Below are 22,239 nucleotides of genomic sequence, written 5' to 3'. Positions count from 1 at the left end.
GGTTGCCCACCGTTCAGCGTCTGTGAGGCAGGCTTGAGCGCGTGGTGTGGGAAGCGTGGGGAACGGGGCTCGCGGGCTTCGCGGCCGGGCTGCTGATCGCGGTGGTCACCGCGCCGGTGGGAGTGTCGGGGGCGGTGTTCCTGCTGCCCGTGCAGCTCAGTGTGCTGGGCGTTCCGAATCCGGCGGTCACCCCGACGAACCTGCTGTTCAACGTCGTCGCCGGGCCCGGTGCGCTCGCCCGCTACCGGGACCGGCTCGACGGGCCGCTCACCCGGCTGCTCATCGCCGGGACCCTGCCGGGGGTCATCGCCGGGGCGGTCGTCCGGGTGCATGTCGTCCCCGGGCCGGACGTCTTCCGCATTCTGGTCGGCCTGCTCCTGCTGCCCTTGGGGCTGTGGCTGTGCGTCCGCAGCGTCCGGCGCCCCACCGGGCCGGGCGATGGCGGGCCCTCACCGCGCTTCACGACCGCCCTCGCCGCGGGTGTGGGGGTCGTCGGAGGCGTCTACGGCATCGGCGGCGGCTCCATCGTCGGCCCCATCCTGGTCGGCCGCGGCCTGCCGATCTCGGCCGTCGCCCCCGCCGCGCTGGCCTCGACGTTCCTGACCTCGCTGGTCGGCGCCCTGACGTACGCGGCGCTGTCCTTCACCGCCGAAGGCGACATCGCACCCGTGTGGTCGCTGGGTCTGCTGTGCGGCCTCGGCGGCCTGGTCGGCGGGTACCTGGGCGCCCGGCTGCAGCCGCGCCTTCCCGAGAGGGTCCTGCGCCGACTGCTCGGCGTACTGGCATCCGCCCTCGGCATCCTCTACCTGGCCCACGGCATCGGCTGACGGAAACGGGCAGCCGTACCGGACGGGTCGCGCTCGTTGGTCAGGAGTGTCCGCCGTGCTCCTGCGGAGGGCGGGCGGAGGCGTCCTCCAGGAGGGGGATCCAGATGTCGTGGACGATCTCGTGGAGATCCTGATCGCCGGGCGCGGCGTTGGTGGCGATGTAGTGATGCAGCACCAGCGTGTAGCCGAGGGACAGGATGCGGGGAGGAATGTCCCCCGCGCCCAGCCGACCCGTTCGCCGAGCCTCCGACACGATCTCCTCGATCTGGAGGGGGACCTGTCGGAGGCCGGTGCCGTCGGGCCGGGAGAGAACGGCGCGGACGGCCTGTCCGAAGGGGCCGGCGAGGAACGCGCCCGTATCGCGGAGGAAGGCCGTCAGGTCGGCCTCGAGGTCGCCTGTGGCGTAGCTCGGCTCGGGCTGCGCGGTCATGGCGTGTTCGAGGGTGGCGGCGATGAGGGCGTGCCGGTCGGGCCAGCGCGCGTAGACGGTGGCCTTGCTCGCGCGTGCCCGTCGCGCGACGCCTTCGATGCCGAACCTCATCCAGTCCTTCTCCCGCAGCTCGGTCCAAGCCGCCTGGAGGATCTGCGCTTCGAGGGCCTTGCCGCGCCGTCGGCCGGTGACGGGCCTGTCCTGCAGGGTCACGCCTCCACTATGGCAGCCCCGGCGCGGTGGGCGGTACGACCGCCCCGCGCTAACTGAACGGACCGTTCACTATTGACAGACTGTGATCAGTCTCATAGCTTCTTCTCTCACTTGTCCCCGGCGTCTCGCCCGCCCTGCCCGCCCTCTCCCCGGGCGGACGCCCACGCCACATCGACCCCCTGCGCACCAGGCGCGCAGTACGACCCATCATTAAAACGTTTTAATCAGGACGGGACATGAGGTACTCTCCACCCCCTCGCCGCTCACGGTCAGTGCACCGCAAGGCCGTCGCGGGCGCGACGGCACTGGCCGCGGCCGCGGCGCTGCTGTCCTCGCTGCCGCCCGCGGCCGCGGCCCTTCCCCCCGCGGGCGCGGCCACCGGCCTGGCCGACCTGGCCGCGGATCCGAGCGCGCTCCGGCAGGTCCCCGCGCAGTCCCGGCCCAAGTTCCGCTGGTGGTGGCCCACCGACACCCTCGACCGCGCGGAGATCGACCGCGAACTGACGGCGATCAAGAACGCCGGGTTCGGCGGCGTCGAGCTGGGCATGCTGCGCAACGGCGACAAGTGGGGCTCCGCCGAGTTCCGCGCCGACCTGATCCACGCGCTGCGCAAGGCGACCTCCCTCGGGCTGACCTTCGACGTGACGCTGGGTCCCGGCTGGCCGGTGTCCTCCCCGCAGGTCGCCGACACGAGCAAGGAGCTGTCGTCCCAGAACCTGCACTACGGCACCGCGGACGTGGCGGGAGGCTCGACCTACCGGGGGCCGGTGCCGGACAACCCGCCACCGGGGGCCGACGCGCACAAGCGGCTCATCGCCGTCACCGCGGCGCGGGTCACCAGCGCCGAGGGCAAGCCCCTGGTCCTGGATCCGGACAGCGCGGTCGACCTCACCTCCAAGGTCGACGCCCGCGGCACGGTGCGGTGGACGGCGCCCGCCACGGGCAAATGGAAGATCTTCGGGTTCTGGATGCGGCCCACCATGCAGAAGAACCGGGTGAGCGGAGCGGACGAGGCGCTGGTCGTCGACCACCTGAACAGTGAAGCGATCAAGGCCGCGCTCAAGGGTTACGACCGGCAGGTGTTCGACGCCGCCGCACCGCTGCTGCGCCAGAACGGCGGGGACGTCTTCGAGGACTCCTACGAACTGGAGCACGGGCCGACCGCCGCCGGACAGTCCGCGGTGTTCTGGACCCGCGACCTGCTGAAGGACCTGGCCGGAGGGCGGCGCCGCGACGCGGCCGCGCTGCTGCCCGGCCTGTTCGAGGAGATCGGCTTCCGCGACGGCGCCGAGCAGCGCATCCGGAACGACTACACCCAGGTCGTCAACAGGCGTCTGGTCACCGACCACCTGAACCCGATCTCCGAGTGGGCGCGCAGGAAGGGCATGACCTTCCGCGCCCAGGCGTACCAGGGCGGTATCGGCGGCGACCTGCCCACCGACGCGGTGCGCCTCGCGAGCGCCCTGCCCAAGGCCGATGTGGAATCGCTGTCCTTCGGCGACCCCGACGACGACGCCTACATGCCGGGCACGGAGGCCGGACCGAACGAGCCCGGATCGGCCAAGAGCCGCGCCGTGCTGGACCGGTACCGGCAGGTCGTCTCCGGCGCCCACCTCAGCGGCGGCACCGAGGTGTCCAACGAACTGGGTGCCGCGGTCTTCGGCGACCACCGGCAGGACCCGCGGGACCTCAAGGCCCTGGCCGACCACTCCCTGGCCGTCGGCGTGGACCGGATGGTCCTGCACGGCTTCGCCTACAAGGACTACCAGGAGAGCGGGCAGACCACCTGGATGGGCTGGTGCCCGTGGTGCGGGGCGGCCTTCTCCTTCGCCGACTCCTGGAACCAGGACTGGCCGCAGTTCAAGGCGCTGCCCCGCCTGACGGACTACCTGGCCCGCGCGGACGCGGTGGTCAGCACCGGACGTCCCCGGGTGGACCTCACCGTTCTCAACTCCACCTCCGATGTCAACGGCGCCCAGGCGCCCGACCCGGCCGGAACCCCGCAGGACGCCTTCCGCAAGGCGCTGTCGGGCGCGGGCTACACCTGGGACTCCGTGACACCGGCGAGCCTGCCGTCGCAGGCGAAGGTGACCAAGGGCCGGCTTCTGCCGGACGGTCCCGCCTACAAGGCCGTCATCGTGCAGGACCAGGAGGCGCTGCCCCCTGACACCGCCGAGAGACTGGTGCACCTGGCCCGGGCCGGCCTTCCCGTCGTGGTGCAGGGTGCGGTCCCCAGCCGTGCGTCCGGATACACCGGCGGCGCAGACGCAGACCGACGCGTCGACCGGGCGATCGGCACACTGCGCAAGCTCGCGAACGTGCGCTTCGTGAAAGACGCCGCGTCCATCCCCGCCGCCCTCGCCCGGCTGGGCGTGCGCGCCGACCTGTCCGGGCAGGGCGTGGCCGACATCGTGCCGGTCCACCGGCGCACCGCCACCGGCGACGCCTGGTTCCTGTTCAACAACTCCACCCGCCCCTTCACCGGCGAGCTGACCTTCCGGACCACCGGTGCACCGACCCTGCTGGACCTGTGGACCGGCCAGGCCACCCGCCTCGGCCTCTACCGCCGCACCGGCCAGCAGGTCACCGTGCGGGTCCGCATCCCGGCAGACGACACCGCGGCACTGCTGTTCGGCCCGGCCGGGAACACGGCCGCCGCGGCGACCGACACGAACGCCGACGAGGTCGTCCGGTCGGACGGACGGCTCATCGTGCGCGACCAGAAGGGCGGCCCCAAGTGGGTGGCACTGCCCGACGGCACCCGCCGCACCGTGGCCCTGCCCGCCGCACCCGCACCTGTGACGGCGGCGGTGACATGGAAGATCAGCGCGACCACGACCTCACCGGCCGGCGAACGCTCGGTCGCCCTGACCTCCACCCTGAAGCCCTGGACGGACATCCCCCAGCTCAAAGGCACTTCGGGTACGGCCGTGTACGCCACCTCCGTCCAGATTCCCGCCTCCTACCTGACCGGGAGAAGCGGTGTGCGCCTGTCTCTGGGCGATTTCGCGGGCGCCGTCCGGGCCTGGATCAACGGCACGGAGATCCCCGTCTCCCAGGTGCCGAACGCCGAACCCGTCGACGTCACCGCGGCCCTGCGTCCGGGCGCCAACCAAGTGAAGATCGAACTGTCGACCACACTGAACAACGCCCTGCGCACCCAGGCCCTCACCGGGGACCCCGACTACAAGGCATGGTCCGCCAGGCCCGAACTCGGCTACGGGCTCCTGGGCCCGGTGGTCTTCAAGCCCTACGTCGAGGCCACCGTCTCCCGCTGACCCGCATGATGCAGATGAGCGCCTCCCGCCGGGCTCTCACCCGTCCTGTGACCGGAACGGCCGCGAACGGAAGGCGCTCATCTGCATCCGTACGACATCTCGCTTTCCTTGAGGGAAGACCGCAGGCTTTGAGATGCAGGCGCCGCTCGAAACGTTTGCATCCGAGCGCGCAGTGACGCCGCTGTGGCCTTCGACGTACTCAGGGTTCGCATCTGACGAGTTCGAGGCAGATGTTTCGACACCGCCGGAGTCGGTGCAGTGCCGGCCATCGTCGTCCCGGTCGCCGAGTGCCGTGCCCGCAGGCCGTCGCACATCCGGCGGACGGCGCGATGAGACGAACTCCCATAGGGGTGTCCGGTGGTGGATCCGCAGCAGTGCGGTGATCACGGCCCGGTAGTGCGCGCTCGGCATGGCGGGTGGCGCTACCGCGTCGTCACTCGAGCCGGTTGACGCCTCTGCGGTGTCAGCGGGGTGGTCGCATCGAAGACGGGCGCGGCCGCCCCGCCCCGATCGCACATGGCGGCAGCGTCAAGGAACCGCACAGGCGGCGAACGCCCCAACCGCCAAGATCCGCCGAACAGGACACCTAGAGCAGGTTTCGACGGGAGGTGAGCGCGTCGTGGCGTCGCCGCCGCGATCTCGATCCTGGGCGACTAAATCCGGCACCGGCAGCGGCGGGGCGGCCGCAGCGGTCGTCCACCCGCCTGCGACTCGGTCGGCTGCAAGGCCCGCCATGCCGCAGAGTGCGGCGTCAACCGCCTCAAGCACCACCGTCCCGCGGCCCCCGCCACGACACGCTCTTCGTCCACGACCAGGCCAATCTCCCGAGATCACCGCAGCCGACGAATGGCTCCACCTACTCCGGAACACGACGTAGGCGGCGATGACACGCTGGAGAAATCGGCGGCGGCACGCGGAGGCTCGGCGTGCCGTGACGCGAGGCCGTGATCCGCCATCGCGGCGCGCAGGACCGGCATGATGACCGCGCCGAGCGCGGACAGCGCGCGGCTGAAGCTCAACTGCGTCCCACGCTCGCAGGCGGTGCGTTCGACCCTGGTTCAGGGGAATGCCACCAGACCGACCGCGCCGTCCACCGCCTGCGGTGGTGCTGTTTCACAATGGCTGCGGAGTCACTGCCTGACCAGATCCTGTGACGTCGGTCGAGGGTTCGCGGTGGGGCCGGAGCGCTCTGCGGCCTGCGCTCGATAGCGCCCCGGTGTAATGCCGAACTCCCTCTCGAAGGCGTGGGAGAGCGCGTACGGGCTGCCGTAGCCGACCCGGCCGGCGATGGTGGCCAGGGTTTCCTTGGTGTCGCGGAGCATGGTGGCGGCGAGGACCAAACGCCACCAGGTCAGGTAGGCCATCGGAGGGCGGCCGACCAGTGCGGTGAACCGGCGTGCCAGGGTGGCGCGGGAGACGCCCGCCTCCGCGGCCAGGCTTTCGACGCTCCACGGCGCGGCCGGTTTCGTGTGCATCGCCCGCAGGGCCGCGGCGGTCACCGGGTCGTCCAGCGCGGTGGGCCATGCTCCGCCGGTGGCCTCGGCCATCCAGGCCCGGATCATGTAGATGAGGAGGAGGTCGAGCAGGTTCGGGAGGGCCACGCAGGAGCCGGGGCGCACCTCGTCCAGCTCACCGGCGAGCAGGTCGATCGCGGCACGGAGTTCGGGGTGGCTGCCGACCCGGTTCGGAATGTGGACGACCTCGGGCAACTCCGTCATCAGCGGGTGCATGCGGCTGCAGTCGAGCCGGTACTTGCCGCAGAGCATCTCCACTTCCTCGCGACCAGGTCGGCCTCGCGCCCCCGTCTCCGTAAGCCACTGCTCGAACGGCTCCGCCTTCCCCCCCGCGACCGACGCGTCGACGGGGGAATCGGCGATCACATGGCCGGCGCCGTGAGGCAGCAGCACCGCGTCGCCCACGCCGAGGGACATCCGGGCGCCGCCATCGGTCAGCAGCCAGCAGCCGCCTTTCACCACGACGTGGAAGCCCGCGCCGTCGTAGGGGGCCAGCCGCACGCACCAGCTTCCGCTCGTACGCACTCGGCGAAACCGGGGGTGCCCAAGACGCACGGCGGAGATGGCGTCACTCACCACGTCCATGCACCAAGATTATGCCCACGCATCATGTATGAGACGCCTTCTTATTCACTCGAGCCAAGTGCGCATTGAGCGGATCGTTCGGGGTTTTTAGGGTCGGGCGCATGACGAACGTGAATGTGAGCGTGCAGAGCATGTCGCTGGGGGACGTCGAGGTCATCCGGGTCGTCGAGTGGCACGTACCGTTCATGCCCACCTCCGCCATGTTCCCCGCCGTCGCCGCCGAGGTGTGGAAGGACAACGAGGACTGGCTGGCACCGGACCACTGGGAGCCGGACACCGACAGGGTGGTGGCCGCCCTGCAGAGTTGGGTGCTGCGCAGCAGTGGGCGGACCGTGCTGGTGGACACCGGAGCGGGTGCCGGGCGCGAGCGCCCCGGCATGGGGCCGTTCCACCGGGCCCAGAGCGATCTTCCCGGTCTGCTGGCGAAGGCCGGTGTCCGCCCGCAGGATGTGGACGTCGTCGTCAACACCCACCTCCACGTCGACCACGTCGGCTGGAACACCGTCGACGCCGACGGGCGGTGGGTACCGACGTTCCCCAACGCCCGGTACCTCATCCCGGCCGCCGACGACTTCCATTTCGGTCCGGACAACGCGTACGGCAACGGTGCGCGGGAGGTCGATCGCCTGATCTACGAGGACAGCATCGCGCCCATCCACCAGGCCGGGCAGGCCGTGCTGTGGGACGGCTTCCACCGCATCGACGAGCACCTCACCTTGGAGTCCGCGCCCGGCCACACTCCCGGCTCGTCGGTGCTGCGGCTCGTATCCGGGAGCGACCGGGCGGTCTTCGTCGGAGATCTGCTGCACAGCCCGGTGCAGATCCTCCACCCCTGCTGCAACAGCAACGCCTGCATGGATCCGGAACAGGCTGTGAACAGCCGTCGGCTGATCCTGGGGAGGGCGGCGGATGAACGGGAGCTGCTCGTCCCCGCGCACTTCGGCGGTGCGGGCGCCCTGGAAGTCCGCCGGAACAGCGCCGCTTTCGCCCTCGGCCCCTGGGCGGCGGCCGCACCGAAGGAGACGGCGCCACTCTCCGAGTGACCCTTCACCCTGGCGTCGTCGCTGCGGTTCCGCCAGGGCAGGACTGCGCCGATGACGGTGAGCCGTTGCCGGTGGAGCGCGTCCGGTGGATTTCGCAGCAGCGCGGTCGCCGGGCTGCTCCTGCCCGGTGGTGACGGGCCGAGCCTGGCGCCAGGGGTGGCGGCGTCGCGCCTCGCTGCCGGTCGGTGCAGCCTTCGACCACTGTAACGCGGTGTCTGCACCGGAGGCGGGCACGCGGCCGCCAAGTTGCACCGCACACAACCCAGGAGCGACGCCGGTGCGGCCGCCTCCGGCACTCGTGGCGCAGCCGCACCGACGTGGTTGCGGTCGGAAGACGGGCGGCCGCGCGGTGGCCGTGTGTCGCTACACTCGCTTGCGCGGATGGTTCATCCGGCCCCGGGCGGGGCCGGATGTCGTAAGAGGGAACCCGGTGAGAGTCCGGGACTGCCCCGCAGCGGTGAGCGGGAACGACCGCCGTCATCACGCACTGGGCCGTACGGCCTGGGAAGCGACGGCCAGTAGGACGCTCCTACACCGGTAGGAGCGACGCCCGCGAGTCCGAAGACCTGCCTCCGCCCGTGCGCCGACCGGCGTGCGGTGGTCTGCGGCCTCGCGGGAGGGCCTGCGGCCGGTACGCGCGTCGTACCCTGCGCTGCTCCCTTTCGCGCGGCCGCCTGTGGCTAGCGAGGGAAGCCGCCATGAACACCACCATCCTCGGATACCCCCGCATCGGGGCGCGCCGCGAGCTGAAGTTCGCCACCGAGGACTACTGGGCCGGGCGCATCGACGCCGCCGCGTTGGAGAAGGCGGGCGCCGACCTGCGCGCCGCCGTCTGGACCGAGCTGCGCGACGCGGGCCTGGACGCGATCCCGTCGAACACCTTCTCCTTCTACGACCAGCTGCTGGACACCAGCGTCCTGGTCGACGCCGTTCCGAACCGCTACCGCCACCTGACCGGCCTCGACCGGTACTTCGCCATGGCGCGGGGCGTCCAGGACGTCCCGCCGCTGGAGATGACCAAGTGGTTCGACACCAATTACCACTACATCGTCCCCGAACTCTCCCCGGGAACCAGGTTCCGGCTGGCGGACGGAGCGGCGGCCAAACCGCTGCTCGAGTACCGGGAGGCCAAGGCCCTCGGCATCGAGACGCGTCCGGTGCTGGTCGGGCCGCTCACCTATCTGCTGCTGGCCAAGCCCGCGGCGGACGCGCCCGCGGGGTTCCGCCCGCTCGAGCTGCTCGACGGGCTGGTCGAGGTGTACGCCGAGCTGCTGGAACGGCTGGCCGGGGCGGGCACCGCATGGGTGCAGCTGGACGAACCCGCGCTGGCGGCCGACCGGACCGAAGCGGAGATCGCCGCGCTCGCCCGCGCCTACGCGCGGCTCGGCGCGCTGCCCAGCAGGCCGCGCCTGCTGGTCGCCACCTACTTCGGCAGGGTCGGCGCGGAGGCGCTGCGCGTGCTGGCCGACAGCCGGGTCGAGGCCGTCGGGCTGGACTTCGTCACCGGACCGGACAACCTCGAGGTGCTCGCCTCGATCGGCGGCCTGCCGCGCAGGACCGTCGTGGCGGGCGTGGTCGACGGCCGCAACGTCTGGCGGGTCGACTCCCGCCGCGCGAAGGCCACGTGCGCCGCGCTGCTGGGGCTGGCCGGCCAGGTGGCGGTGAGCACCTCGTGCTCGCTGCTGCACGTGCCGATCGACCTGGACGCCGAGACCTCGCTCGACCCGGCCGTGCGGGAACGGCTGGCGTTCGCCCGCCAGAAGGTCGCCGAGGTCGTCGCGCTCGGCAAAGCGCTGCGCGAGGACGCCCCGGCCACCGCCGAGATCCCGGCGCCTCCCGCCGGGATCGACCACCGCGTCCGCGCCCGCCTGGACATGCTCGGCGACGCGCGCCGCGGCGACCGCGCCGCCCGGTTCGCCGCCCAGCGGGCCGCGTTGCGCCTGCCCGACCTGGCCACGACGACGATCGGCTCGTTCCCCCAGACTCCGCAGATCCGCAAGGTCCGCGCCGACCACCGGGCCGGTCGCATCTCCGCGGACGCCTACATCCAGGCGATGAAGGACGAGATCGCCCGCGTCATCAGGCTGCAGGAGGAGATCGGGCTCGACGTGCTCGTGCACGGTGAGCCCGAACGCAACGACATGGTCCAGTACTTCGCCGAGCAACTGGACGGATTCGCCACGACCGAGCACGGGTGGGTGCAGTCCTACGGTTCCCGCTGCGTGCGGCCGCCGATCCTGCACAGCGACGTCGCACGCCCCCGGCCGATGACCGTCGAGTGGACCACCTACGCCCAGGGCCTGACGAACAAGCCCGTCAAGGGCATGCTCACCGGCCCGGTCACCATGCTGGCCTGGTCGTTCGTCCGCGACGACCAGCCCCTGGCCGACACCGCCCGCCAGGTCGCCCTCGCCCTGCGCGACGAGATCGGCGACCTGGAGTCGGCGGGGATCCGCATCATCCAGGTCGACGAGCCCGCGCTGCGCGAACTGCTGCCGCTGCGCCGCGCCGAGCACGCGGCCTACCTGCAGTGGGCCGTCGGCGCGTTCCGGCTGGCCACCTCGGGAGTGGCCGACACCACCCAGATCCACACCCACATGTGCTACTCGGAGTTCGGCGAGATCATCGACGCGATCGGCGCCCTCGACGCCGACGTCACCAGCGTCGAGGCGGCCCGCTCGCGCATGGAGCTGGTCGCCGACCTGCGCGCCGCCGGATACCGGAACGGCATCGGCCCCGGCGTCTACGACATCCACTCCCCCCGGATCCCCTCGGTGCAGGAGATGGAGGACAACCTGCGGCGTGCGCTGCAGGCCGTCGAGCCCGGCAGGTTGTGGGCCAACCCCGACTGCGGGTTGAAGACCCGCGACTACCCCGAGGTCGAGGCGTCCTTGCGCAACCTGGTCGCCGCCGCGCGACGCGTCCGGGAGAGCCTCTCGGGCTGACCTTGAAGATCGGACGGTGCATGGCCCGGGGCCTGTCCGCGGGCCATGCACCGACACCGCGGCACGCCGCAGCCGACCGGCTCCCCCGTCCCGGCGACCTGGTCCACATCGACGTCAAACTCGGCCGCACCCCGGGACGGGGGCGTGCGCGGGCCGCGTTGACCGCATCGGCAGCGGCCACCTCTACCCGTACACCGCCCTGGACGACCACTCCCGCCCAGCAGACGAGTGATCAGCCCCTTTCCCTATCTTCGCCAGGTTGCGCGTTTCGCTTGCTTCGATCTTCTACCTCTCGCAACCATAGAATGACAACGGTTTTCATGTTCAATTTGGGAGGGTTCGTGAAGGTTGCGTTCGTGGGCAAGGGCGGGAGCGGCAAGACCACGCTGTCTTCGCTGTTCATCCGGCACCTGGCCGCCGAGGGGGTACCGGTCGTCGCGATCGACGCCGACATCAACCAGCATCTCGGCGTCGCGCTCGGCATGAGCGAGGAGGAAGCGGCCGGCGTGCCGGCGCTGGGGGCGCACCTCACGTAGATCAAGGACTACCCTTCGCGGAGACAATCCGCGGATCGCCTCCACGGCCGAGATGATCAAAACGACGCCCCCAGGACGTGGCTCCCGGCTCCTGCGCATTGGAGGCGACGCCCCCATCCGTGCGCTGTCACGGAGCGTCGGGGGCGTGACGTTCATGGCCACGGGGCAGTTCGACGAGGATGACCTCGGGGTGTCCTGCTATCACGGCAAGACCGGAGCGGTCGAGCTGTACCTCAACCACCTCGTCGACGGGCCCGGGGAGTACGTCGTCGTGGACATGACCGCAGGGGCGGACACGTTCGCCTGCGGTCTGTTCACGCGGTTCGACGTTATGTTCCTGGTGGTCGAGCCGACAAGGAAAGGCGTGTCCGTCTACCGGCAGTACACCGACTACGCCGGTGACTACGGGATCGACATCGCGGTCGTGGGCAACAAGATCCAGTCGACCGAGGATGTGGCGTTCCTGCGCGCGCACGTGGGCGATGACCTCCTCGCGTGCATCGGGCACCTGCCGGCCGTGCGCGCCATGGAGCAAAGCGCCCGTTCGAGCTGGCGGCGCTCGACGTGTCCGCGCGTGAGGTGCTGCGGCGGCTGCAAAGGGAGGCCGACGCGCGTCCGAAGGACTGGGCGAAGTTCACCCGGCAGGCGGTCGAGTTCCACCTCAAGACGGCTGAGAGTTGGGGGAACCGCAGCGTCGGTGTGGATCTGTCGCAGCAGATCGACCCTGACTTCGTGATGGGGCCGAGCGCGCTCGCGGCGCTCTGAGCGGGCGAAGAACGAGTGGCGGGTAGGCCGTTGACGGCCTACCCGCCACTGTCTGTGTGCGGTTGTTCGGTGCGGCTAGTTCGCCTGGGCGATCAGGTCGATGGCGTTGTCGTCGTAGTGCACGCACGCGCCTGCCTGTGTGTACAGGGTGACGAGGATGCGCCAGTGCAGCCAGCACATGCCGTAGGTGCGGTTGATCGATCTGTCGTTGATGTGAACCGAGATCATCGCCGTGAACGGGCACGTTCGGCGTTCGCAACGCCTGCCTGTGGTGCTGGTGGCGACGTGTACTCGGTCGCGAGCGGTCATTGCCGCAGGCGGAGTCGCGCGGCGTCGGTGTAGCGCATCACGTGGCCGCGTGCGATCAGCAGGTCCCGGAGTGGCGGCCAGTGACTGCGGCAGCGGTGCAGCAGGCTCTCGTTCGGCATCATGATCTCGACGGCGCCGTCGAGGATGCATGACACCGCGCCGCATGTGTGGCCGTCCGGGCAGGCGTTGACCACGCGCACATCGACTTGCGGATTCGTCATGGCTGCCGCTCCGTCGCCAGGTGGGAGACCCGCGCGATGGCGAGCGGTACCGGCAGTCGGACGGTGGTCATGCCGCCTGCTGCCAGTCGTCGCGGATGGCGTGCGGCGGTTCTGCGCGTTCCTCCGCTTCGGTCAGCATCGCGAGGTTCTGCCGCGCGATGCTGACCACGTGCGCGGCGCGTCGGGCCTCGGCGCGCGAGACCCACGAGACGCCGCGACGGGTCCACGGCTCGTACACGTTCACGATGGCGCGGTTGTAGAGCTCCTCGACGAACCGCTTGTCCGGCGACATCAGCGCGACGCTTCCGATGGGTGCCATCCGGGCGTGTTCGTCTCGTGCGTTCTGTTGAGGAACATCGGGTGCTCCTGGGGTCGTTACCGGCTCTTTGTTGGCTGTGCGGTCTGGTGCTCCGTGCCCTGGGGGGCTGCGGGCACGGAGCACCAGACCTCCCCCACGGGGTGCGCTGCGCGAGCGCACCCCCGACCGAGGTCGGAGCGGACGTGACGGGCACGTGGGGTGTCGTGACCGGACACCCGCGCAACCTCGTATACGAGGTACGCTAACCTCGTATACGAGGTTCGCTCAACATGTTGAGCAACATTTTTCAGAGGGACGGACCGATGGCATACGTGCCGACGATCCGTGGCCGGAGGCTGGCCAGGGAACTACGGCAAGCACGCGAGGGACTCGGGCTGACGGGGGAACTGGCCGCGCAACGGCTGGGGTGGAACCAGGCCAAGATCAGTCGGATCGAGACCGCCAAGATGCGCGCGACGGTCGGGGAGGTGATGGAGCTCTGCGAGGCATACAAGATCGCCGGGTCCCGACGCGAAGAACTGATCACCCTTGCACGGGAGGCCAAGAAGCAAGGGTGGTGGCATTCGTACCTATCGGTACTGAAGAGCGGCTTCGGTGACTATCTGGAGTTCGAGTCGGAAGCCGATCAGTACCGGTCGCACGACGTCCACCTGATCCCCGGGCTGTTTCAGACGGAGGCGTACGCGCGGGCCGTGTTCCGAACGTCGACCGCTCTCACCACCCCAGAGGAGATCGATCGGGCGGTCGAGGCGCGTCTCGCCCGACAGAAGCGGCTGACTTCCTCAGAGCGCCCCCTACGCGTGTCCCAGATCATCGAAGAGGGCGCCCTGCGGCGCGTTATCGGCACCTACCGCACCATGCGCGAGCAACTGCGTCACCTGATCGAGCTTGCGCAACTGCCGAACGTCGAAGTGCAGATTGCGTCCTACCGGTCGACGAACCATGTCGCCTTCGACGGTCCGTTCACACTCCTACACTTTGCGGATTACCCGGATGTGCTGTATGTAGAGCACTTCATGGGATGCCAGTACTACGAGAAGCCAGAGGAAACGGCACACGGTAGCGTGGTACTGGAACGCCTCCGCCGGTCAGCGCTCAACCCCTCCGACAGTATCGCGCTGATCCGCCAAGTGATCGAGGAGATGCCGGATGAACCAGAAGGGCGCCCAGGGGACGACGGGTTTCCCGCATAGCCGAGTCACGTGGCGCACGAGCAGCTACAGCGGCAACGGTGGCGGCCAGTGCGTCCAGGTGGGCCAGTGCGGCGGCTTGTCCCTGGTGAGGGACTCCAAGGATCCCGAGGGCCCCGTGCTGGCGTTCAAGGCCGATTCTTGGAAAGCCGCGCTCGAGCAGATCAAGCGCGGTGACTTCGACCTCGGCTGAACCTGGCCGCTCCGCCCCGCTCTAGACAATTCGCACATTCCTGCCGCTCATGAGGGTCCCGGCGACGGTCGGGGCCCTACTTGTTGTTCCGCCTTCTCTCCGCTTGACTGGACTTTCTTCCGAACGGCAACGGATGAGCACGCCCCTTTCGTTCTCTCCTTCCGTTCCGCTTGCAAGAAAGGGCGCTCACCTGGCGAAAGACAGCGAAAACAACCTCGTATATTAACATACGAGGTTGAACCTATTATGTTCACATGCAATGTGTGAGAGGATCCGCCCATGGCTGAGCGCGATCCCTACAAGCCTCTGTACCTGGTCATCGCCGACGACCTCCGAAGCAAGATCGACAGCGGTGAGCTGGGCCCTGACGCGCGCCTGCCCAGCGAACGGGAGATCTGCGAGCAGTACGGGTGCTCGACGATCACGGCTCGGCACGCGATCACAGAGCTGCGGAACGCCGGCCTGATCTACACGCACAAGGGCAAGGGTGCGTTCGTCGCGCCGGCTCCTCCGCCGCGGGTGGTGCGCGTGGCCCCGGATCGGTTCCAGCGTCCGCACAACCGCCCGACCTACCAGCAGGAAGCCGAACGCGGCGGCATGGAGCTGGACATAGAGCACTCGACGGAGCACGTCGAGGCGCCCGCCGAGGTGGCCGAGCGCTTGGGGATCGACGAGGGTGCGCCGGTCACCGAGACCTCGTACAAGATCAGCATGGGCGGCCAGCCGGTCTCGGTCAGCGTCGCTTGGGAGCCGCTCGCCATCACCGGCGGCACCGAGATCGAGAATCCGCACGAGGGACCGCACGGCGGCAAGGGAATCGTCCCCAGGTTCGACGCGATCGGGTATCACGTCGACACGGAGGAAGAGCACCTGATCGCCCGTCTCCCCAAGCCGCACGAGATCGAGCTGCTGCGGATCCCTCCGGGCGTTCCGGTGATCGAGATTTGGCAGACCTTCTGGGCCGGAGACGTCGCCGTCGAGGTCGCCAAGATCATCTACCGGGCCGATCGGTACGAGTTCCATTACCGGCTGCCCATCGACGCAGCGAGCGCAAGCGCGTCGGATACCGCGGGCGGTTAGTCAGTCGCGTTCCCGCGCGAAGAGCGTCCGGCCGCAGTCCTTGCAGACCTTGCAGGGGATCTCTTCACCGAACGCCAGGTCGACCGTGGTGGCCTCTTCGACGCGCTCCGAACCGCAGAACGGGCAAGCCGAGGACTGGTGACGCTCGGGTGACGTGTCTTCATCTCGGCTCATTCGGCGCCCGCCGGGGGGAGAGCGTTGATCCGGGTGGTATCGCCCGGCCAGATCGTCATCGTGCAATCGACCGGCCGGCCGGCCTCGTCGTGCACGACGTCGACTCGTACCAGCACGCATGCGGTCGGCGCGAGTGCCAGCATGGCGGCTTCAGTGTCGTTCGGGTGACGGGCTGATATGACGCTCTCGGCCAGCACCAACCGCTTATGCGTGTGCCCGGCCAGCGCATCAAGCCACGGCTCGTCGATGGTGTCTGAAGACGCAAGCGGTGTGCCCTCCGCAACTTCCCGAAGCGTGTAGCTCACGCGCAGTTGCACGGGGCTGCCATTGGCGTCTACGGCCAGCCTGCGCCGGACGACCACAGACGCGCGCGGTTCGGCCAGACGCAGAGCAAGCGCGACCTCGGCAGGCGCAGGCTCCTGCCGTACGTCCAGTGCGGTCGTCACCGCATCTAGGGAGCCGTTCACGGGGACGAGTTGGGGGCTGCGGACGGCTGCCAGCCCCACGCTCGGCCCTGACGACGCGGCGCCACTGTCCTTGGTAACGGGCGTTTGGCTGTCCGCCGAGGGGATTGCGGCAACGTAGCCCTTCGTGCCCTGTGAGCGCGCCCAGCCTGCGGCGGCCAGTTCCGACAGCACCTTTCGTGCGGTCGTGGTGCTCACAGTCCATCGGACCGTGATCTCTCGCATGGAGGGCAGGAGGGCCCCGGGCGGGTAGGCGCCCGACTTGATCTCGTCGATCAGTTCATCTCGAACGATCTCATAGAGCTTGCCGCTTCCTGGGGCTTCCTTCGCGGGGCCCGTCATGGCGCATCTGCCCTTCCTCGGTCTCGCCGGCGTGCTCCGCCCACCCTAACGCGCACGAGTCAGCGCGTCATGCTGTGCGCACCAAGATTTTAGTACACAGCTTCGCGCTCAATACTTGACGCGTACAGCTGTGCGCGCACACCATGGTTCCACTCGCGCTCCCGCCGGAGCGCCGACAACCGGAAGGGGTGATCTTCATGGCCTACGCCGACCACGACCAGCGCCGACGTCTGATCGCCGGCCTCCGCTCCCTGGTGACGCTGCTGGAGACGCGGCCCGAGGTGCCGACGCCGGCCTTCACGACGCTGACCGTGTTCCCGCCGCGCGGCACGGACGACGCCATGCGCGCCGAGGTCGACCGCATCGCGGCCCTCCTCGGAATGAAGATCGAGACGAGGTCGCTCGACCACGGCCACTACTGCGCGGGCCGCGACTTCGGGCCCGTCCGGTACGAGGTGGCCGCGATCCTTTCCGGCGCGCGCGCCCAGCACGACGCGTGGCGCTCCTACGCCGGCTCCGTGACCCCCGGCTCGGACACCTCGAAGGGAATGTGACCGATGCTCTCCGGATTCCTCGTGCTCCTCCTAACCGTGTTCATCTCCGGCGGTGTGCTCGGTGTCTTCGTGACGCTTCTGGCCGGCATTCACGCCGAGGAACGGCGCATGAGCCTGACCGGATCCCCGCAGTCCCGGACCACCGCGTCCACGCGCCGCCTCCTCGGCGTGACGGTCCGGACCCGCTCCCGCCACGGGACGACCACGCACGACGAGACGACCACTCCGCACAGCCTGACGAGGTGACCTTGCGCATCCCGACCGACATCCGAGGACGTGCCTGCCCCTGCGGTGCCCGTACCGAGGCCGGCATGCGGCGCTGCCGCAAGTGCCGGTACCGGTCCCGCTGGCGCCGCCGCAAGTCCATCAACGACGGAATCTGAAGGGACCGACCGATGCCCACGACTGACGCCGCCCTCTCCGCCGTACGGAGCCGATACCTGACGCGGTACCGAACACGGCGACCGAGCCGCCCTCTCGGGACCGGTGGGTCATCTCCGGTATGACGATCGCGGCCGCGTCCGCCGCTGTGGCGGGTTTCTCGGGGCTGTACGGGCTGGCCGCCGCGGGGCCGGCCGACCCGTGCGGCTCGCTTGGCCGCTGCGGCGGTCCCCGCGCCCCGGGGCGGTTCGGATCGTCCTCGACCTGATCGGGTGATCGCCGACAAGGCCTGTAGTTCAGCGGCGATCCGCCGGTCGCTGCAGGCACGAGGGATCGCCGCGAGCACTTCCGAGCGTGCTGATCAGCAGGCTGGACGGGGTGCGCTGCGGTTCGTGCGGCGGGCGCCCGTTCCCCCAGGCCGTGTGGCACAGGACGACGGTGTAGCCCGGTTCGACGGTCGTGCAGAAGCGGTGCCGTGGTCCGGCATGCCAGTCACCTCGGTCACCAGAACCGGACGCGAGTGACGACCATACCGAGCCGAGTGCCATCCGCGTCGGCACTCGTGGCCGCATCGTCCAAAGCGGACGGCTCACAAGCAACACCTGCCGAGCCCGGTCCAGCAGTCGGCCTGCTGCGCTTTTCTACTCGAACTGAGATCATTAAAGATGATCTTGATGTCACGCTCGCAGAGGGCGGAGTGCGAAGACTGCACTTTCTCAGACAATGCGCCTTACAGACGCTATGTTGACAGAGTGGTGGTGAGCCGGGAGGAAGACGCCGCGACGGCGACCCAGTATCTGCTGTCCGTCGAGCCCACCGATGATGCAGGCGCCAGAACCGCCGATCTGTTCGAATGGCAGGCCGCCATGGCAGCGGCCGACGGGTTGGGCATGTACTGGGACACCCTTGACGATCAAGGAAGGTTCACCGAACCCGAGAACTGCCGCATCGTGTGCGAATATCACGAAGACTGGGTCGCGGTGCGCGGCGATGCGGCCGAGCTGGTATCGGCCAAGCACAAGGAGACATCGTTCGGCGCCTACACGACTGTTCGCAGTCTCCTGGAGGACGGCGGCTTGGCGCATCTGTTCCAGCGGTGGGCCATGCTCGGTGAGCGGCCGAAATGCCGCCTGGTCACCTCTCCGGGGCTGAGACCCGGAGCACCCCAGGATCTGGAGAAAGCGGCGCGGTACCTGCGGGATCGAGGTCAGGCAGGCGCGGCCCCGACGATCACGGGTGGCCCGGAGAAGGTGGTCACCGACTTCGCCGCGGCTTTGGCAGCCTACGCCGCTGACCTCCCACTGTGGCGCAACGGCCAACAGGGGCGCGGGTACATCCCCACGGCCGAACAGCGCGATCAGGTGACCCGATTCCTGTCCATGTTGACCATCGAGCACAGTCGCCCTTCCCGGGCGTTCATCAGCCATGCAGCACCGGGCATGTTCGTCAAGCCGCTCCTGGAGCAGCGGCTCGACGCACCGGTTACCTCTGCTGAAGCGGTGTGGGAGGCGGTCCTCACGTTGTTCCGCATCAGGATGAGAGCCGCCGGTCCACGGCCGCGCGGTGACCTTCCCCAGGTGTTGGCGTATCCGCTCGGGGTGACGACAACGGATAGGGTCGAGGCAGAGCGCCGTCTCGCTCCCCGGACCGTCACCCTGGCCGAAATCGATCTGGCCGTGCGTACAGCCCTGACGCATCCTGGTGCCTACCGGCGGCTACCCACATTACGCCGTACCACTCGGCTGGCCGTCAAAATGCAAGAGGGCGGCTGCTCCGACAATGCCATCGAACGTGCCGAGCATCTCAAACGGGACTATCGCAGAATCTGGAGCAGGCGGGTCGGCGGAGATCCCACCGCACGCGCAGACAGGGAACGCCTGGTCCGCCGGTTGCTTCGGATCGCCGATGAGGCGACAAGGGCGGTCACCGCTCCCGACCAGCCTTGGGGTGATCAACTGTGGGTGGAGCTCCAGCGCTTGGTCGATGAGCTGTCCGAGGTGGCACCGCAGCCGGGGCTGGACGCCGACCTCCTCCTCGGAGGTCTCTGCGACCTGGCCGACCAGTGCAAGATATGGTTCAGCGCGGCCTTCGACGTACAAGCGGCGATCGACGCCCTACGCGCGCGGCAGGAAGCCACCTCATGAGGCCCCTGGAAAGCACCGATCCCCGTCTCCTCGCGCTACTGCGCGAGGATCTCGCCTACCACCAGGCCCGAGTGCTGATTCTGGTCGCCGTGATCGCTCAGACCAAAGGGCATGCCGGCAAGCTCGACGGACTCACCAAGCTGGCCAAGCTGGATTTCTTGCTGCGTTATCCGGCGCTCGCTCCAACGGTCCTCGATCGCCTCGATCCCTCTGACCCGCGCCTGCATCTGTCCGCGGATGACATTGATGCGCCCACCGAGGTGGAAGCGCCCATGACCCGCTACAAATACGGTCCTTGGGACGACCGGTACTATCCCGTCATCGGCGCGCTCGTCGGCCGCGGACTGCTGCGCTATGCGACGGGCCGCCGCGGCAGTATCGCCCTTGCTCCCACCCCCACAGGCAAGCGTTTGGCCACCGCCATGGCCTCCAGCCCGCAATGGGAGCACCTCAGCGAACGCTGCACCGCGATCGCCGAGGCATCGTCCGGGCTGAGCGGAAACGCCTTGAAGGAACTGATCTACCGACGACTGGCCACTCTCATGGACCGCCCCCACCGGCAGGTGATCTCGTGACCACACGATTCAGGATCAACTCGGTCGCCCTGGACACCACGGAAGGAGAAGTTCGATACGAGTTTCCCTCCGAACTCACGGTGCTGGCGGGCGACACCGGTGTCGGTAAGACCACACTGCTCGAACTGATCAAGTTCGGCTTCGGCGGCGACGCCGTCCTGGCGGATGTGGCCGTGAACCACGTCAACAGCGTGACTTTGGATGTGCTGATCGGCGATGCCCACCTGAAGCTGTCCCGGAGCCTGGCCAAGACCGAACGCCGTATCGCCCGTGTCACCGACCTGATCAACCAGGAGCGTCTGCCCGACCACCGCATCGGCCGCGCCTCGTCCGCCTCTGGCGCCCCCAGCCTCAACAGCTTGCTGATGGCCTCGCTCGGCCTGCCCGACGACATGCGTGCGGCCGCACGCACCAAGGGCAACACCCGGGCCGGCAATCGCATCACGTTCGCCGATGTCTTCCTGTTCTTGTACGTACCCCAATCGGCCATCAACCAGCAGATCGCCCACAGCGAAGAATCCTACCGCGAACCCAAGCGCAAGACCGTTTTCGAATTGCTGTTCGACATTACCGATCCGGACACCCTGGCACTGCAGTCAAAAGTCAACGAACTGAATGCGAAAATCGTAGAAGCCGAGAAAGAACACCAGACCGTGCTCGACTTCCTACGCACCACCGGCACCGCCGGCCGCGAGGAGACAGAGCAGGCCTACGCACAGGCTGTTGCCGAGCAGGAGGCAGCGCGGACCGAACAGGCCGCGCTCCGCCAAAACCTCGAACCGATCGCCGACCATGAAACCCGCGCCCTGCGCGATCTGCTGGACCGGGCCGAGGCGGACCTGGCAGAAGCCCGCAGCACGATCACCGAACTCGTCCGGCAGCAGGACGAATACCGCGCCGAACGACGTAGGGTCCAGACCGACATCGACCGCCTGCAGCGCATGCAGGACGCAGGCCAACGGCTGACTCAAATCGAATTCACCACCTGCCCCCGCTGCATGCAGCCTCTGACCGGCAGGGACGTTCCCGCGGGCCACTGCCGGGTCTGCCTGCAGCCCGACCCTGTGACGACATCCGAAGTCGCCCATCTCACCGACCAGTACGAGTTCAAGCAGCTCACCGAGCAACTGGTCGAAATGGACGACCATCTCAACGCCATCGCCCAGCAACTCAGCGCCATCATGCGAGCCGCGACCGAACGCGAACAACTGGTCCGGGAACTGACCGCCAAGATCGACGCACGCACAGCCGAGCGCATCCCCCCACGACTGCAGGTATTCAGCGACGCAGCCGTCCGGATGGCCGCCGCCCAGACCCGGCAGCAGCACCTGGAGCAAGCACTGCGGCAGTGGGATCGCGTCGAAGACCTTCGCAGCAGCGTCGAAGAACTCCACAAGGAAAGAAAAAGGCTGCTCGACGAAATCGAGCAGGCGAAGCAAGCGGCGCGATCCAGGCGCACCGAGATTCTCGAAGCGATCGATGCGGAGTTCCAGGAGACCGTCGCCGCCCTGGGCATTCCCTCAGTGCGAACTGCGAGGATCGACCCGGACAATTACCTGCCGATCCTCGATGGACGGCGATACACCGAATTCAGCGGCCCTGGAGGAGGCATCACCACCGCCACCCAGGTCGCCTACTGGCTGTCTCTGCTGACGGTAGCACTGCGAGACCGCCAGACCCGCTACCCCACATTGCTTATGATCGACAACCCGCTTCTGGCGATCAGCGACGAAAGACTCGCCGCCGCCGTTTACCGCCGCCTGGTCAGGCAGGCGGATGCCAGCCGGGAACGCGCCGCGACACAAGCCCCGGTCCAGCTGATCATCGCTGACAAGAAACTCCCCGACACCTACCGCGGCCACTACGCCCAACTCGACTTCAGCTACGACCACCCCACCGTCTCCACCATCGCGCACCCGGGGCCCGATGCCGTGCGGATCATCACACCCACGGACGAGGACTGAGCTTTACGCCGTGAGCACGGTGAAGAGGGGGCCACCAGCGGCAGGGCGGCTTCGGTGGTCTGCCTGGCGATGGCGGGGGTGAGCCATGCGGCTGGCACGCCGCCGGTGCCGGGATTGTGGTGGTGATGCCGCGGCGACGCTCACCTCACTTCGGAATACGTCCTACTGGTTGTGTCCGGTGGATCTCGGCTGC

19 protein-coding genes, 1 pseudogene and 1 riboswitch are annotated in these 22,239 nt (G+C 68.7%); of the genes and pseudogenes, 13 read left to right on the top strand and 7 right to left on the bottom strand.

From position 1 onward, the window contains the following. Positions 1-41 precede the first annotated feature (41 nt). Entirely contained in the window at positions 42-827 is a 786-nt protein-coding gene (locus tag ABD879_RS00615; protein ID WP_345016279.1) for a TSUP family transporter, read from the top strand. Between the two features lie 40 nt (positions 828-867). On the opposite strand, the gene ABD879_RS00610 is transcribed toward ABD879_RS00615, so the two are convergent. Next, positions 868-1,470, bottom strand: a complete 603-nt coding sequence (locus ABD879_RS00610) for a TetR/AcrR family transcriptional regulator (protein ID WP_345016277.1) — start codon at positions 1,468-1,470, stop codon at positions 868-870. A 272-nt stretch (positions 1,471-1,742) separates the two neighbouring features. Here ABD879_RS00610 and ABD879_RS00605 point away from each other — a divergent pair, with 272 nt between their 5' ends. Beyond that, a complete protein-coding gene (locus ABD879_RS00605) occupies positions 1,743-4,748 on the top strand; it encodes a glycosyl hydrolase (RefSeq protein ID WP_345016275.1) in 3,006 nt (1,001 codons plus the stop codon). 1,130 nt (positions 4,749-5,878) lie between these two features. On the opposite strand, the gene ABD879_RS00600 is transcribed toward ABD879_RS00605, so the two are convergent. After that, positions 5,879-6,847, bottom strand: coding sequence for an AraC family transcriptional regulator (locus ABD879_RS00600; RefSeq protein ID WP_345016273.1), 969 nt, complete (start codon positions 6,845-6,847; stop codon positions 5,879-5,881). A 101-nt stretch (positions 6,848-6,948) separates the two neighbouring features. On the opposite strand from ABD879_RS00600, the gene ABD879_RS00595 reads away from it, so the two are divergent. The 3 genes and pseudogenes from ABD879_RS00595 to ABD879_RS00585 all read left to right on the top strand — a co-directional run bounded on the left by ABD879_RS00595 (position 6,949) and on the right by ABD879_RS00585 (position 12,136). Continuing rightward, positions 6,949-7,890 carry an MBL fold metallo-hydrolase gene (locus tag ABD879_RS00595; protein ID WP_345016271.1) on the top strand — a complete coding sequence of 314 codons (942 nt, stop codon included), beginning with the start codon at positions 6,949-6,951 and terminating at the stop codon, positions 7,888-7,890. Positions 7,891-8,254: 364 nt separating this feature from the next. Continuing rightward, positions 8,255-8,478: riboswitch (cobalamin riboswitch) on the top strand. Between the two features lie 110 nt (positions 8,479-8,588). Continuing rightward, positions 8,589-10,835, top strand: a complete 2,247-nt coding sequence (gene metE, locus ABD879_RS00590; RefSeq protein WP_345016269.1) for a 5-methyltetrahydropteroyltriglutamate--homocysteine S-methyltransferase — start codon at positions 8,589-8,591, stop codon at positions 10,833-10,835. A gap of 341 nt (positions 10,836-11,176) precedes the next feature. Next, positions 11,177-12,136 (top strand): annotated as a pseudogene (locus ABD879_RS00585) (ATP-binding protein). 75 nt (positions 12,137-12,211) lie between these two features. On the opposite strand, the gene ABD879_RS00580 reads toward ABD879_RS00585, so the two are convergent. The 3 genes from ABD879_RS00580 to ABD879_RS00570 form a co-directional block, all read right to left on the bottom strand. Then, the gene (locus ABD879_RS00580) at positions 12,212-12,364 is read right to left on the bottom strand and encodes a hypothetical protein (RefSeq protein ID WP_345016268.1); all 153 of its coding nucleotides are present in this window, start codon (positions 12,362-12,364) and stop codon (positions 12,212-12,214) included. Positions 12,365-12,441: 77 nt separating this feature from the next. Then, on the bottom strand, positions 12,442-12,666 hold the full coding sequence (locus tag ABD879_RS00575) for a hypothetical protein (RefSeq protein ID WP_345016266.1): 225 nt from the start codon (positions 12,664-12,666) through the stop codon (positions 12,442-12,444). 67 nt (positions 12,667-12,733) lie between these two features. Continuing rightward, positions 12,734-12,985, bottom strand: a complete 252-nt coding sequence (locus ABD879_RS00570) for a hypothetical protein (RefSeq protein WP_345016264.1) — start codon at positions 12,983-12,985, stop codon at positions 12,734-12,736. Positions 12,986-13,287: 302 nt separating this feature from the next. Between ABD879_RS00570 and ABD879_RS00565 the strand changes: the two genes are divergently transcribed. From ABD879_RS00565 to ABD879_RS00555, 3 genes are all read left to right on the top strand, one after another. Further along, positions 13,288-14,178, top strand: a complete 891-nt coding sequence (locus tag ABD879_RS00565) for a helix-turn-helix domain-containing protein (protein WP_345016262.1) — start codon at positions 13,288-13,290, stop codon at positions 14,176-14,178. Next, on the top strand, positions 14,135-14,368 hold the full coding sequence (locus ABD879_RS00560) for a DUF397 domain-containing protein (RefSeq protein WP_345016260.1): 234 nt from the start codon (positions 14,135-14,137) through the stop codon (positions 14,366-14,368). Before ABD879_RS00565 ends, ABD879_RS00560 begins: the two co-directional genes overlap by 44 nt. A 279-nt stretch (positions 14,369-14,647) precedes the next feature. Beyond that, positions 14,648-15,448 (top strand): GntR family transcriptional regulator, encoded by an 801-nt coding sequence (locus ABD879_RS00555; RefSeq protein WP_345016259.1) that lies wholly within the window; start codon positions 14,648-14,650, stop codon positions 15,446-15,448. On the opposite strand, the gene ABD879_RS00550 is transcribed toward ABD879_RS00555, so the two are convergent. Beyond that, a complete protein-coding gene (locus ABD879_RS00550; RefSeq protein ID WP_345016257.1) occupies positions 15,449-15,622 on the bottom strand; it encodes a hypothetical protein in 174 nt (57 codons plus the stop codon). Next, positions 15,619-16,428 (bottom strand): GntR family transcriptional regulator, encoded by an 810-nt coding sequence (locus ABD879_RS00545; protein ID WP_345016255.1) that lies wholly within the window; start codon positions 16,426-16,428, stop codon positions 15,619-15,621. Before ABD879_RS00545 ends, ABD879_RS00550 begins: the two co-directional genes overlap by 4 nt. A 197-nt stretch (positions 16,429-16,625) precedes the next feature. Between ABD879_RS00545 and ABD879_RS00540 the strand changes: the two genes are divergently transcribed. The 5 genes from ABD879_RS00540 to ABD879_RS00520 all read left to right on the top strand — a co-directional run bounded on the left by ABD879_RS00540 (position 16,626) and on the right by ABD879_RS00520 (position 22,046). Then, positions 16,626-16,982 (top strand): hypothetical protein, encoded by a 357-nt coding sequence (locus ABD879_RS00540; protein ID WP_345016253.1) that lies wholly within the window; start codon positions 16,626-16,628, stop codon positions 16,980-16,982. A gap of 3 nt (positions 16,983-16,985) precedes the next feature. Further along, positions 16,986-17,228, top strand: coding sequence for a hypothetical protein (locus tag ABD879_RS00535; protein ID WP_345016252.1), 243 nt, complete (start codon positions 16,986-16,988; stop codon positions 17,226-17,228). A gap of 887 nt (positions 17,229-18,115) precedes the next feature. After that, the gene (locus tag ABD879_RS00530; protein WP_345016251.1) at positions 18,116-19,507 is read left to right on the top strand and encodes a hypothetical protein; all 1,392 of its coding nucleotides are present in this window, start codon (positions 18,116-18,118) and stop codon (positions 19,505-19,507) included. Beyond that, entirely contained in the window at positions 19,504-20,082 is a 579-nt protein-coding gene (locus ABD879_RS00525) for a hypothetical protein (protein WP_345016249.1), read from the top strand. The genes ABD879_RS00530 and ABD879_RS00525 overlap by 4 nt, the downstream gene beginning before the upstream one ends. Next, entirely contained in the window at positions 20,079-22,046 is a 1,968-nt protein-coding gene (locus tag ABD879_RS00520) for an AAA family ATPase (RefSeq protein ID WP_345016247.1), read from the top strand. Before ABD879_RS00525 ends, ABD879_RS00520 begins: the two co-directional genes overlap by 4 nt. Positions 22,047-22,239: the final 193 nt, after the last annotated feature.

The organism is Actinomadura keratinilytica (assembly GCF_039539665.1).
Classification (GTDB): Bacteria; Actinomycetota; Actinomycetes; order Streptosporangiales; family Streptosporangiaceae; genus Spirillospora; species Spirillospora keratinilytica.
The sequence above is the reverse complement of the archived record's forward strand: the minus strand, read 5'-3'. Positions and strand labels throughout refer to the sequence as shown.

Excerpts from the sequence above, each read along its gene's own strand:
- ABD879_RS00570 (WP_345016264.1), bottom strand. The coding sequence starts at position 12,985 with ATGGCACCCATCGGAAGCGTCGCGCTGATGTCGCCGGACAAGCGGTTC.
- ABD879_RS00525 (WP_345016249.1), top strand. The coding sequence starts at position 19,504 with ATGAGGCCCCTGGAAAGCACCGATCCCCGTCTCCTCGCGCTACTGCGC.
- metE (WP_345016269.1), top strand. The coding sequence starts at position 8,589 with ATGAACACCACCATCCTCGGATACCCCCGCATCGGGGCGCGCCGCGAG.
- ABD879_RS00580 (WP_345016268.1), bottom strand. The coding sequence starts at position 12,364 with ATGATCTCGGTTCACATCAACGACAGATCGATCAACCGCACCTACGGC.
- ABD879_RS00535 (WP_345016252.1), top strand. The coding sequence starts at position 16,986 with ATGCTCTCCGGATTCCTCGTGCTCCTCCTAACCGTGTTCATCTCCGGC.
- ABD879_RS00555 (WP_345016259.1), top strand. The coding sequence starts at position 14,648 with ATGGCTGAGCGCGATCCCTACAAGCCTCTGTACCTGGTCATCGCCGAC.
- ABD879_RS00600 (WP_345016273.1), bottom strand. The coding sequence starts at position 6,847 with ATGGACGTGGTGAGTGACGCCATCTCCGCCGTGCGTCTTGGGCACCCC.
- ABD879_RS00545 (WP_345016255.1), bottom strand. The coding sequence starts at position 16,428 with ATGACGGGCCCCGCGAAGGAAGCCCCAGGAAGCGGCAAGCTCTATGAG.
- ABD879_RS00565 (WP_345016262.1), top strand. The coding sequence starts at position 13,288 with ATGGCATACGTGCCGACGATCCGTGGCCGGAGGCTGGCCAGGGAACTA.
- ABD879_RS00575 (WP_345016266.1), bottom strand. The coding sequence starts at position 12,666 with ATGACGAATCCGCAAGTCGATGTGCGCGTGGTCAACGCCTGCCCGGAC.
- ABD879_RS00560 (WP_345016260.1), top strand. The coding sequence starts at position 14,135 with ATGAACCAGAAGGGCGCCCAGGGGACGACGGGTTTCCCGCATAGCCGA.
- ABD879_RS00550 (WP_345016257.1), bottom strand. The coding sequence starts at position 15,622 with ATGAGCCGAGATGAAGACACGTCACCCGAGCGTCACCAGTCCTCGGCT.
- ABD879_RS00540 (WP_345016253.1), top strand. The coding sequence starts at position 16,626 with ATGGCCTACGCCGACCACGACCAGCGCCGACGTCTGATCGCCGGCCTC.
- ABD879_RS00595 (WP_345016271.1), top strand. The coding sequence starts at position 6,949 with ATGACGAACGTGAATGTGAGCGTGCAGAGCATGTCGCTGGGGGACGTC.